Source organism: Polynucleobacter sp. AP-Reno-20A-A9 (assembly GCF_018882085.1).
In the GTDB taxonomy this organism is placed as follows: Bacteria; Pseudomonadota; Gammaproteobacteria; order Burkholderiales; family Burkholderiaceae; genus Polynucleobacter.
In genome coordinates this window covers 20,668-32,952 of record NZ_JACVPB010000005.1, presented here as the reverse complement: position 1 = coordinate 32,952, position 12,285 = coordinate 20,668, and the positions used below count along the sequence as shown (strand labels likewise).

Below are 12,285 nucleotides of genomic sequence, written 5' to 3'. Positions count from 1 at the left end.
TTTGTTGTATCGCAACATATTCTATTGGAAACCTTAAGTCTGGTGGGGATTTTTACGGGTTTATAGGGGTTTATTAGGGGTTTTAACGGATATGTTCGACAATGCACTTAGTTCAATTTGTTTTCATAATGCTGCTCTGAAGTGTCGTATCTAGCGTGACGAATTTCTACTGGTTTATTCCCGTAGGTGAAGGCCACCCGCTCCACAGAAAGGAGCGGCGCGCCAACTTCCAGGTGTAGATGTTTTGCCAGTATTTCATCGGCAGCCACAGCCTTAATTTTTTCTTCAGCACGCACCATGTGAGTGGCATATTGCCCCTCATAAAAGGCATACATGGGACCGTGCCAAGCATTGAGAACCTCAAGGTCTAAACCCTTAAAACGAGTACCAGGCAGAAATATCTCTTCAAAAACAATGGGTTTGCCCGCAAAACTCTGAATCCTGTCGATATGAATAATCGGGTCGCCTGCCTTTAATTTAAGCAATTCGGCCACGTAAGCGCTGGCTTTGGTCTTTTCACAGGTCAAAAATTGGTTGGTCAAGTGAAATTTTTCACCAGAATCCGGGGCTAAGCGTAAAAAACGATATTGCCAGTCGTCCTCTTGGTGAGTGGCAACAAAAGTGCCCTTACCTTGGCGGCGAACCAGTAAATTTTGGGCGGCCAGTTCATCAATGGCCTTGCGTACGGTGCCTTGACTCACGGCATAACGGGCTGCGAGCTCCATTTCACTGGGGATAGCCATCCCCGGAAGCCATTCCGAAGCTTGCAAACTAGCCAAAATCATTGCCTTTATCTGTTCATACAGAGGGCTAAATGAGGCAATAGGCAAATTCACATCAGACAAATTAACTCCAGGCCACGTCAATTGGATAAAATTCTAGGTAATTCTAGTCTTATATAAGACATCATTGACAGTGTAAAGCTAAAGTCCCTACACTTGAATGGATAATAGAAAAGTTTTCATTAATTAACCCCCTCAACCTTCTTCTGGAGTTTTCAGTAATGGCAAAAGCCCCAATGCGTGTCGCTGTAACCGGTGCAGCCGGTCAAATCGGATATTCCCTTTTATTCCGTATCGCCAATGGCGACCTGTTAGGCAAAGATCAGCCCGTCATTTTGCAATTGCTTGAGATTCCTGATGAAAAAGCTCAAAAAGCCTTAACTGGCGTCATGATGGAATTGGAAGACTGCGCATTCCCACTATTGGCGGGCATGACAGCGCACTCCGATCCAATGACTGCATTTAAAGACATCGACGTTGCTCTCTTGGTTGGCGCACGCCCACGTGGTCCTGGCATGGAGCGCAAAGATTTACTCTCTGCTAACGCACAAATTTTCACAGCTCAAGGCAAAGCATTAAATGCAGTTGCCAAGAAGACTGTCAAAGTATTGGTTGTTGGTAACCCAGCAAACACCAATGCTTACATCGCCATGAAATCTGCCCCAGATATTCCTGCGAAGAATTTCACAGCTATGTTGCGCCTTGATCACAACCGCGCCCTCTCACAATTGGCTAGCAAGTTGAACAAGCCGGTTGCTGATATTGAGAAATTGGTTGTATGGGGTAACCACAGCCCAACAATGTACCCAGACTATCGCTTCGCAACAATCGATGGCAAGTCAGTTAAAGACTCCATCAATGATGCAGCCTGGAACAAAGATGTATTTATTCCGACCGTTGGTAAGCGTGGCGCAGCCATCATTGAAGCGCGTGGCCTCTCTTCTGCAGCTTCTGCAGCAAATGCGGCGATTGATCACATTCATGATTGGGTGCTCGGCACTAACGGTAAGTGGGTAACAATGGGTATTCCTTCTAAAGGCGAATACGACATTCCTGCTGAAGTGATTTATGGCTTCCCAGTAGTTTGCGAAAACGGCGAATACAAAATGATCGAAGGCTTAGAGATCGATGCATTCTCCCGTGAGCGCATGACCCACACCTTAAATGAATTACTCGAAGAGCAGGCTGGCGTTAAGCACTTGCTCTCATAAGGAAAACTAGATGAAGAAAAACCTTCTCGCCATTAGCTTTGCTGTTACCAGCCTTTTTGGTACTGCAAACGCTTACGCCAATGAAGAAGTATTTACATGGACCTGCCAAGAAAGCAAGCAGTTTAAAACTGCTGGCACTACTGAAAAGATCCGCTTAACTTGGGAATCCAAAACGTATGATTTGGATCGCCAAACTTCATTGCCGGGCAGCCTTCGTTACAAAAACACCAACTCTGGTTACGACCTAGTGGTATTGGGTAACAAAGCAATGTTGTTCAACATTAAAGCAGGTGTACGTCTTGCCGATTTCTGCCAAACAGCAGATATGAAGTCCGGCAAGTTGCCACACTTGTTTGCTGGCGCGGAACCATTTGTGCAGAATTAATTTCTCACACTGCATCAAATAAAAAAGCCGAGATTTCTCGGCTTTTTTATTGCTAATTTCTTTGCTTATCTAGTGAAATAAAGGCTGCTGTGATGGCGCGTCATCTGGCATCTCAGCGTGGACTGCCTCACCTGAGCGATCTGGAAATAAAGGCGCGCCACAGTCATCGCAGAGCTCGGGCTCAAATAGCATCGCATGACGGAATACATCCTCCACCCCCGCATCATGCAAGGCGTCACATATCTTCTTAATTGGACTCTCATCATCTGAGAGGTCATTCAAAGCGTCACTTGCCACACTTTCTCGGTCATACAGTGGCCAGATCACTCCATACATCACCTCGGACGACCCTTTTGCACTGAAAGAAATTCGGTACTCATCTGCCTGCTCTTCACCAAAGGCGCCGACCACACAAGATAAGCCAGCCGGCAGAATGCCCAAGGTGCTTTCCAGGAAATTGACTGCTGCGCGAATACTTAAAGGCCTCACATGCTTGTCAGCTAAACGGCAGTTTGTGAAATACGCCTCTGGCAAGAGAAGTTCAAACTCGCAACCAGGCAATAAAGATGCAATTGGCTTTTGCATGGCAGTTTGCCAACCAATCAAGCTCACACCCCGCTCCTGGCGAGCTGGTGGCTCAGCCTGCCAACGGAAAATAGGTGATCCGCTCGGCGCACTTAAGGCGGCAATAATAAAACGTGGATCCGCTAAGACGGCAATCGTTTCCGACATATCGCGCAGCTCTAGCTTGGCGTCTTTTCCAGAGATCGCAGCAGTCGCCAATGCTTCAGTCAGTATGCGCGTCTGACAATGCGAATGCGGCATTTGATCAATACTGTAAAGCCATGGAACGATGGCTATGCGCGTATCCGTTGAAGCGATAGCGCTATGTAAAGCCTGAGCTGTTGACTCAATGATATTGACCGGCAATGGCCCCGAAGGAATTTGGTAACGAGTATGAGCGACGATAGGCATTGCTAGCAACAACACATCCCACTCTTGCCCCTCATGCTCAACCCTCAATGACTCAGCCAATGTTTCAGCAATATCGGCAAGTACTTCAAAGGCTACTGTATTGATGCGAAAGGTTTGATCAAGGGCGGCATCAATTACATTTTGATTTTGACTTTTGAGCAAGCGCAGTAAGCGCACGTTCAGACGCTCTTCCCAAAAGCGATCCTCGATTTGACTACCGGATGCCGCCAAAGAAATGGCGTCAGCCACCATCTTCTCCACTTCTGGAGAATTACGTTGCGATGCTTTGGTGCGATGCACGGCCATTATTTTCTTTCTGCCCGTCTAAAAATGGGTTTGTCTGGTTTGGACTCTGCTGCATAGTATTTATAACCATCCAAATTGAAACCTTTTAAATCCACCGGATCGGTAATACGATTCTCCACAACATATCTAGCCATTAAGCCACGAGCACGCTTGGCATAAAAAGAAATAATCTTGTACTTGCCGTCCTTGGCATCCTGAAACACCGGGGAAATGACCTGGCAATCCAATTCTTTAGGTTGGAGTACCTTGAAATACTCTTCTGAAGCCAGGTTAAGTAGTACTGGCTTCTTTTGCTTCTCAAGAACCTTCTTAATGGAATCGGTTACGCGACTCCCCCAAAATGCATAGAGATCCTTACCCCTAGCGTTTTTGAATGCGGTACCCATTTCCAAGCGATAAGACTGCATGAGGTCCAAAGGCTTTAATGCACCATATAGACCGGACAAAATCCGTATGTGATCCTGCGCAAAGTCTACCGCTTTAACATTCAGCGTTTTGACGTCAAAACCATCGTAGACGTCCCCATCAAAGGCGTAGATTGCCGGTTTACTATTTTCTTCAGTGAATTTCTTAGACCAATCCCGATAGCGACCGACATTCAATGTGGCCAACTGATCAGATAAACCCATCAATTTGGCGATGTCTTGCGGCGCTAACTTCTTAAGATCAGCAATGAGTTTGGCTGATTCTGAGACAAACTCGGGCAAGGTAGGTGCCTTGACCTTGACGGGGGTCTTGTAATCCAAGGATTTAGCAGGTGAAAGAACGATCAGCATGGCACAATTTGTTTATGTATTTTTACCATTCTAGCGACTACCGGATATATCCGCTTTAAAAGACCGATCACCGCCCCTACACTCATGAGCCCGCTAGAGACCCCCTCTTTTCCAAGCCGCCTACCCAAGGTTGGGACCACGATCTTTACTGTCATGTCTGCTCTAGCTGCGGAGCATCAAGCAATTAATCTTGGACAGGGTTTTCCGGACTTTCCGTGCGACAGAAAACTGATTGCCGACGTGAATGCCGCTATGTTGGCAGATCACAATCAATACCCTCCTATGGCTGGAGTTGCGGAGCTTCGCAATGGCATTAGCAAAAAGATTAATATTTTATATAGCCACCACTACGACCCCGATACTGAAATCACGATTACTGCAGGTGGCACGCAAGCTATTTTTACAGCCATACTTTCTTGTGTTGGTCCTGGCGATGAAGTCATCATCATCGAACCTGCTTTCGACTGCTACCGCCCTGCAATAGATTTAGCTGGGGGTAAAACGATTGCAATTTCATTACAGGTTGTACGCGATGAATCAGGGCAAGCCGCTTCATATCAAATTCCGTGGGATTTATTGGCAAATGCTATCAATCCCAAGACGCGACTCATTTTGATTAACACCCCCCATAATCCAACTGGCATGGTGTGGGATAAATCAGACCTTGATCGCCTGGCCGCATTAGTTCGCAATACTTCCGCCTTAATTCTGAGCGATGAAGTCTATGAACATATGGTCTATGACGGCGCCCAGCACCATAGCATCGCCTCTCATCCAGAGTTAGCAGCTAGAAGCTTTCTAGTTTCTAGCTTTGGTAAGACCTATCACGTCACCGGCTGGAAAGTGGGTTATGTAGCTGCGCCATCTGCACTTACTAAAGAGTTCCGTAAGGTACATCAGTTCAATGTATTTGCCGTCAATACCCCTATGCAATATGGCTTAGCCACTTATCTTGTAGATGAAAGCCATTATTTAAATCTTCCCGCCTTTTATCAAGCTAAGCGAGATTTTTTTAGGGCTGGCTTAAGTAAAACCAAATTTAAAATGCTTCCCAGCCCGGGTAGTTATTTTCAATGCGCTGATTACTCCGCGCTTGGAATCCCTCAGGCCAAATTGAATGAGGCTGATTTTTGCAAATGGCTTACTAGTGAAGTTGGAGTAGCCGCTATTCCAGTTTCTGCTTTTTATGAACAACCCACAGAGTCTGGTGTCATTCGTTTTTGTTTTGCAAAGCAAGAACAAACACTCGCAACTGCGTTACAGCGCTTACAAAATTTATAGAGGAAAAAAATGGCAACCCCAAAATCAAATGAGGTGATTGATGTTTACAGTTGGCCAACCCCAAATGGCCACAAGGTTCATATCATGCTTGAAGAATGCGGCTACCGCCTAGGTCGCGATTGGATTGCCCATCCGATTGATATTGGCGCCGGCGATCAATTTACGCCTGAGTTCCTCAAGATTAGCCCTAACAATAAGATTCCAGCAATAGTTGACCCTTATGGTCCAGACGGAAAACCGATCAATGTCTTTGAGTCTGGCGCCATTCTTCTCTATTTAGCCGGCAAGACTGGTAAGTTCTTGCCCCAAAGCACCCGCGGCAAGTACGAAGTGCTGCAGTGGTTGATGTTCCAAATGGGCGGTCTTGGCCCCATGCTTGGGCAAAACCACCACTTCCGACTCTACGCACCTGAGAAAATTGAATACGCTATTAATCGTTACACCAATGAAGCAAAACGTATCTATGGAGTACTGGATGGTCAACTGAAAGATAATCCTTATATCGCAGGTAAAACCTATTCCATTGCTGATATTGCGATTTATCCATGGACTCGCAATTGGAAAAATCAAGGGATTGAAATCAATGATTACCCGCATTTCAAAAAGTGGTTTGAGAAGATAGGTGCGCGTCCAGCAGTACAGCGTGGCTGTGAAGTATTAACAGCATTACGTAAACCCTTGCACGATGACAAGGCTAGAGAGCAGTTATTTGGTTCCACCCAGTATCAAAAGAGGAAATAAGATGAGCATTCAATCAGTAGGCATCATTGGTGCCGGTACCATGGGTAACGGCATTGCACAGGTATGTGCAGTTGCTGGACTTGATGTGGTGATGGTTGATATTAATGAGGCAGCTGTGCAACGTGGCCTTGAGCAAATTAGTAAAAGCTTAGATCGCCTCGTCAAAAAGGAAATACTTACGGCTGAAGCAAAAGATTCTGCGCTCAAACGTATTAAAGGCAGCACCTCTTATGCGGACTTCAAAGGCCTGGGACTGGTTATTGAAGCGGCGACTGAGAACCAGGCAACTAAAGAAAAGATTCTCAAGCAAGTTGATGAGATAGTTGGTAAAGACACAATCATTGCAACTAATACATCTTCATTGTCGATCACCAAACTTGCAGCGCTAGATTCCAACCCTGCGCGCTTTATTGGCATGCATTTCTTTAATCCACCTCCCCTGATGGCCCTGGTGGAAGTGATCCGCGGCCTGCAAACCAGTGATGCAACTCATGCTGCCATTATTGAAATGGCTAAGCGTATTGGCAAAGAGCCGATTACTGTTAAAAACTCACCGGGCTTTGTAGTGAATCGCATTTTGCTCCCGATGATTAATGAGGCTTTCTTTGTTTTATCTGAAGGTCTTGCTAGCCCAGAAGATATTGATGCTGGCATGAAGTTAGGTTGCAATCAACCGATTGGACCGTTAGCTTTAGCAGACCTCATTGGATTAGATACTTGCTTAGCAGTGATGGAAGTGTATTTTGAAAACTTCAGCGACTCTAAATACCGCCCTTGCCCACTACTTCGTGAAATGGTTGCCGCTGGATACCTAGGTCGTAAAACAGGTCGCGGCGTTTACACCTACGAAAAATAACTTCTTCATTCCCCACTAACGAAATATCTCCCATCTTGAACCCCATCCCACCCTTAGTACGTAAACTTGGCTATGCTGGTCTTATTCCATTTATTGGGCTAGCCCTCATGGTGCAATTGGCGCCAACACCACTGAATTATTTAAGCGCCGAATCTCTAGCCGGCTATGGCGCTGTGATTACCTCCTTTATGGGGGCATTGCATTGGGGTGCCAACTTACATCTTTTAGGTAAAGCACCTGCTGGTGACCGCTGGGAAGACCGTAATGCATGGATCTGGGGCGTCATCCCTGCTTTGGTTGCTTGGTTAGCGCTTCATATTTATATTCCAGTGGGCCTGCTTATCCTAGCCTCCACTCTGATCATTCAGCGCAATATTGATCAGAATACCTATCAATATTATTTTGCCGATGAAGCTACCCGCTCTGCCTTTATGACGATGCGCAATCGCTTGACCTATGTTGCAGCAGCCTGCCTCACCTGGGCATCCTTAGTCATTCTCTTTATTCAAGCATGATCAATGAGTAGTCTTTTTGATAGCGCCCCGCCTCCACCTTTAGCAGAAGCACTGCGCCCAAAAACGATTGAAGAAGTCATTGGGCAAGCGCATCTATTGGCTAGCGGTAAACCACTCAATCTGGCATTTGCCTCCGGTAAGCCTCACTCAATGATTTTGTGGGGGCCTCCAGGTGTTGGTAAAACGACGCTGGCACGTCTCTCCGCTAAAGCATTTGATCGCGAATTTATAGCAATCTCAGCAGTCTTAGCTGGCGTTAAAGAAATTCGGGAATCGATTGAGCAAGCCCAGCAAAACATGGCTCAATACGGCAAGCAAACGATTTTGTTTGTCGATGAGATCCATCGCTTTAATAAAAGCCAGCAAGACGCCCTGCTACCCCATGTAGAGTCAGGATTATTCACCTTTATTGGCGCCACTACCGAGAACCCATCATTTGAAGTGAACTCTGCGCTCCTGTCGCGCGCTCAGGTTTATGTCTTAAAGTCACTCACCCCTGAAGAGTTGAAATTACTCTTTGATCGAGCCCATCAGCATGCGATGCCAGAGGTGCGATTTGAATCAGCAGCAATCGATACCCTCATCTCGAATGCCGATGGTGATGCACGACGTCTTCTCAACTTAGTAGAGCAAGTACGCAATGCGGTGCTAACGCCAAATGTAGAAGTCAATATCGTTAATCAGCAATTTATTGAAAATGCGCTGAGCGCACAAGCACGACGTTTTGACAAAGGTGGCGATCACTTCTACGATCAAATATCGGCACTACATAAATCCGTTCGTGGATCCAATCCCGATGCGGCCTTGTACTGGTTTTGCCGCATGCTCGATGGCGGTGCCGATCCCCGTTACTTAGCCAGACGCATCATTCGGATGGCCTGGGAAGATATTGGCCTGGCCGATCCAAGAGCAATGCAATTGGCTAATGATGCAGCGCAGACCTACGAAAGACTGGGATCCCCTGAGGGTGAGTTGGCTCTTGGGCAAGCGGTGGTTTATCTAGCTGTAGCCTCAAAGAGCAATGCAAGCTACAACGCTTTTAATGCCGCTCGTGCTTATGTAGCAAATGACCAATCCAAAGCTGTCCCCAATCATCTACGCAATGCACCTACCAAGTTGATGAAGGAGCTTGGTCATGGTAAAGAATATCGCTATGCCCATGACGAGCCTCATGGCTATGCCGCTGGTGAAAGTTATCTACCAGATGGCATGAAAGAGCCGCATTGGTATGAGCCAGTTGAGCGTGGCCTAGAGTCACAGATCAAAGAAAAGCTGGCGTTCTTGAAAAAGCTCGATGAAGAACACAAGAAGAAATAAGGTGATATGAGCACAAAGATTGCAGCCACTTTTTATTACGACATTGTTTCGCCGTTTGCTTATCTTTATATCAAACAACGGCAGCGTCTTGAAGGCAAGTTAGATATCAAGCCTGTTCCGATTTTGTTGGGTGGCCTACTCAGAGCTTCTGAAAATAAGGGGCCGGGAGAGGTTGCAGCAAAACGCCCACATACCTATCAGTTTTGCGTGTGGCAGGCAGAGAAGTTAGGTATTCCTTTTCGCTTTCCAGAACATCACCCATTTATGACGGTTGCTGCGCAACGCCTTCTGGTTGAACAGAATGCCAACTGGGCCATGGTTGAACGTGCCTTTGAATATGTTTGGGTGGAAGGCAAAGACCCCAATCTATCTTGGCCAGACTTTTGTAGCTACCTAGGACTTCCCGCAGACAAGCCTAAACCTGAAAATCCAGAAGTAAAGGCAAAGCTGATTGCCGATACCAATCAAGCAAAAGCTGATGGCGCCTTTGGGGTCCCCGCCTTGATAGTGAATCAACATTGTTTTTGGGGCCTTGACACCATCGACTGGACGCTAGATTACCTTGCAAGGCCTGGCATGTTTGCAGAGGCATCCTATGCTTATGCCGGAAACGTTCCTAACGGGCTAGGCTGAAGATTCATTTAACCCTCCAGGGGGTCTTGGGCAATACAATCAAATAGAAGCTATTTTTATCTTATTTAAGGAGTTCTTATGCGTAAGCTATTTGCCGCCCTTGTTGTTGCTGTTTCTTGTTTTGCTACTCAAGCAGCAGTTGCGGGCCCTAAGGTTGAATTTAAAACTACGATGGGTAACTTCGTCGTTGAATTGGATGATGTGAAGGCACCCAAGAGTACTGCCAACTTTTTAAACTACGTCAAGAGTGGTTTCTATAACGGTACTATTTTTCATCGCGTGATTGATGGCTTCATGATTCAGGGTGGCGGCTTTACACCGGATTTGATTCAAAAGCCCACTGACGCCCCAGTAGTCTCCGAAGCACAAAATGGCTTGAAGAATAATGTGTATACGATTGCGATGGCTCGTACCTCCGATCCCGATTCTGCAACATCACAGTTTTTTATTAATGTGAAAGACAATGCGGCACTAGACTACCCTAATGCGATGGGCAATGGCTATACCGTGTTTGGCAAAGTGATCTCTGGCACACAAACCATAGATGCCATTCGCAAGGTACCAACGATGGTTGCTCCAGCCCCACGCATGGGCAGAATGTCCGACGTTCCTACCAAGACTGTCATCATTGAATCTGCAACGATTCTGAAATAAGTAGAAGTTGCAAGGTAAGCTGCGATGATTTTGCTCGATGATGCGCAAAGCACCGCGGCCTTACCTACTAGCCGCCAATATGAAAATGCATTGCACTACTGGTGTGTTGTCCCAAGCGGCGATCATGTAGTAGATTTAACCGCTACACAGCAGTGTCTTACTGAAATTTCCGCCTCTCTTGCTAAGGACGAATTTGTTGTTGCTGCCTTTGCTTATGAATTGGGTAGACAAATTCATAATCTACCTGAGCGAGTCAAAAGCTCGGGTAGTCATCACCCACTTATCGAGGCTTGGTCTTTTGCCGAATTCAAAAAACTGTCCAAGCAGGATGTCGATCACTGCATTGCTCAAAAACAAGCCTCATTGGATCGCCCCCAAGTAAGCGCTGGAGCAATGGATGTGCAGGAATCCTTAAATGAGGAACAATTTACTGCCGACATTGAGGCGATACAGGAATATATACGTAGCGGCGATACCTACCAGGTTAATCACACCTATCGAATCACAGGCAAGACTTATGGTGCTCCGCTTGCCTTATATAACCGTTTAAGAGATCGCCAACCTGGACGTTTTGGCGCCTTTATCGAGCATGACGGCAACTTTTTACTGTCGCAATCACCTGAACTGTTTATTGCGCGAGAAGGCAATACTGTAAAAGCCATGCCAATGAAAGGTACTGCAAGCGCCCTATCCACTGTTGCGAGTGCCTTATCGGATGACCCCAAGAATCAAGCTGAGAATGTCATGATCGTTGACTTGCTTCGCAATGATCTCAGTCGCATCTCTCTTCCGGGTACAGTAATAGTGCCGAATCTATTTGAGGTGGCAAGACATGGTGATGTTTTGCAAATGACTTCAACTGTGCAAGGTCAGATCAAACCTGAAATTTCTCTATTTGATATTTTCAAAGCCGTATTTCCATGCGGCTCCGTTACAGGGGCTCCAAAAAAACGCAGCATGGAGATTATTCAAGAACTAGAGCCCGAAGATCGTGGCTATTATTGTGGCGCTTTAGGTTGGCTTGACCCCAACGGTAATTTTGCCTTTAGTGTTCCCATCCGCACCGTAGAAATCAGACAAGATCGCGACTCTCATGCATCAAGCTTCACTCTGGGTGTTGGCGCTGGAATCACGAATGACTCAGTTGCAGACCAAGAATGGCAAGAGTGTCGAATTAAATCCGCATTCCTTATGGATTTACCCAGCGCTACCGGTTTATTTGAAACCATTGCGGTTGTTAATGGCGAGCCCCAGAAATTGCATGCTCACTTACATCGTCTATCTGAGTCTGCCGCAGCTTTAAGAATCCCTTTTCAACTTGAGACTGCAAAGAGCGTGCTCTTAAGCACTTGCGCATCACTTGATAAAAATTTGTCATATCGATTAAGGCTTGATCTCTCAACTGCTGGTGAGTTATTGGTTACATCTGCTGCAGTGGATTTGATCAATGACCCAGTCAAAATATTCTGGGCTAAAGATATTCTGCCGGGTGATACAACGATGTTTTCTGGGGACGCTTTACTGCGTCACAAAATTAGTAATCGATCTCTTTATGACCAAGCGTGGCAAGAGGCTGTGAAGCTAGGTGGATTTGACGCTCTGTTTGTAAATGAACAAGGTTTTGTTACCGAGGGCGGAAGGACTAGCCTTTTTGTCAAACCTCACGGCAGCTCTGAATGGCTCACGCCACCAGTGACGGCAGGACTCTTACCCGGGGTAATGCGTGCCGCCCTGCTTGCCGACCCATCCATGAATGCCCGCGAAGCCAACCTGACTATTAATGATGTTTCAATAGCAGATGAGATTATGCTTAGTAATGCACTACGCGGTGCCATCAAAGCCCATTTTTAGAA

At 46.4% G+C, this 12,285-nt stretch carries 13 protein-coding genes; 10 read left to right on the top strand and 3 right to left on the bottom strand.

Going from position 1 to position 12,285, the window contains the following annotated elements; all coding sequences use genetic code 11:
• Positions 1 to 107 precede the first annotated feature (107 nt).
• On the bottom strand, positions 108 to 836 hold the full coding sequence (locus tag ICN39_RS05895; protein ID WP_370623697.1) for a GntR family transcriptional regulator: 729 nt from the start codon (positions 834 to 836) through the stop codon (positions 108 to 110).
• Positions 837 to 1,003: 167 nt separating this feature from the next.
• Between ICN39_RS05895 and ICN39_RS05890 the strand changes: the two genes are divergently transcribed.
• Together ICN39_RS05890 and ICN39_RS05885 are read left to right on the top strand one after the other, a co-directional pair.
• Positions 1,004 to 1,993, top strand: a complete 990-nt coding sequence (locus ICN39_RS05890; protein WP_215321898.1) for a malate dehydrogenase — start codon at positions 1,004 to 1,006, stop codon at positions 1,991 to 1,993.
• Between the two features lie 10 nt (positions 1,994 to 2,003).
• Positions 2,004 to 2,378, top strand: coding sequence for a hypothetical protein (locus tag ICN39_RS05885; protein ID WP_216233136.1), 375 nt, complete (start codon positions 2,004 to 2,006; stop codon positions 2,376 to 2,378).
• 69 nt (positions 2,379 to 2,447) lie between these two features.
• Here the strand turns inward: ICN39_RS05885 and ICN39_RS05880 are convergent, their stop codons facing one another.
• A complete protein-coding gene (locus ICN39_RS05880; RefSeq protein ID WP_216233135.1) occupies positions 2,448 to 3,659 on the bottom strand; it encodes a DUF2863 family protein in 1,212 nt (403 codons plus the stop codon).
• On the bottom strand, positions 3,659 to 4,435 hold the full coding sequence (yaaA, locus tag ICN39_RS05875) for a peroxide stress protein YaaA (protein ID WP_216233134.1): 777 nt from the start codon (positions 4,433 to 4,435) through the stop codon (positions 3,659 to 3,661). Before yaaA ends, ICN39_RS05880 begins: the two co-directional genes overlap by 1 nt.
• A gap of 84 nt (positions 4,436 to 4,519) precedes the next feature.
• On the opposite strand from yaaA, the gene ICN39_RS05870 reads away from it, so the two are divergent.
• From ICN39_RS05870 to ICN39_RS05835, 8 genes are all read left to right on the top strand, one after another.
• Positions 4,520 to 5,716 (top strand): pyridoxal phosphate-dependent aminotransferase, encoded by a 1,197-nt coding sequence (locus tag ICN39_RS05870; RefSeq protein ID WP_216233133.1) that lies wholly within the window; start codon positions 4,520 to 4,522, stop codon positions 5,714 to 5,716.
• Between the two features lie 33 nt (positions 5,717 to 5,749).
• A complete protein-coding gene (locus ICN39_RS05865; RefSeq protein WP_216233280.1) occupies positions 5,750 to 6,457 on the top strand; it encodes a glutathione binding-like protein in 708 nt (235 codons plus the stop codon).
• A gap of 1 nt (position 6,458) precedes the next feature.
• Complete coding sequence (locus ICN39_RS05860) at positions 6,459 to 7,313, top strand: 3-hydroxybutyryl-CoA dehydrogenase (RefSeq protein ID WP_216233132.1); 855 nt, start codon at positions 6,459 to 6,461, stop codon at positions 7,311 to 7,313.
• 35 nt (positions 7,314 to 7,348) lie between these two features.
• Positions 7,349 to 7,828 (top strand): DUF3429 domain-containing protein, encoded by a 480-nt coding sequence (locus ICN39_RS05855; protein WP_216861005.1) that lies wholly within the window; start codon positions 7,349 to 7,351, stop codon positions 7,826 to 7,828.
• Positions 7,829 to 7,831: 3 nt separating this feature from the next.
• Positions 7,832 to 9,145, top strand: coding sequence for a replication-associated recombination protein A (locus ICN39_RS05850; protein WP_216233131.1), 1,314 nt, complete (start codon positions 7,832 to 7,834; stop codon positions 9,143 to 9,145).
• Between the two features lie 6 nt (positions 9,146 to 9,151).
• Positions 9,152 to 9,778, top strand: coding sequence for a 2-hydroxychromene-2-carboxylate isomerase (locus ICN39_RS05845; protein WP_216233130.1), 627 nt, complete (start codon positions 9,152 to 9,154; stop codon positions 9,776 to 9,778).
• A gap of 78 nt (positions 9,779 to 9,856) precedes the next feature.
• Positions 9,857 to 10,432, top strand: coding sequence for a peptidylprolyl isomerase (locus ICN39_RS05840; protein ID WP_216233129.1), 576 nt, complete (start codon positions 9,857 to 9,859; stop codon positions 10,430 to 10,432).
• 24 nt (positions 10,433 to 10,456) lie between these two features.
• Positions 10,457 to 12,283, top strand: a complete 1,827-nt coding sequence (locus tag ICN39_RS05835; protein ID WP_216233128.1) for a bifunctional anthranilate synthase component I family protein/class IV aminotransferase — start codon at positions 10,457 to 10,459, stop codon at positions 12,281 to 12,283.
• Positions 12,284 to 12,285: the final 2 nt, after the last annotated feature.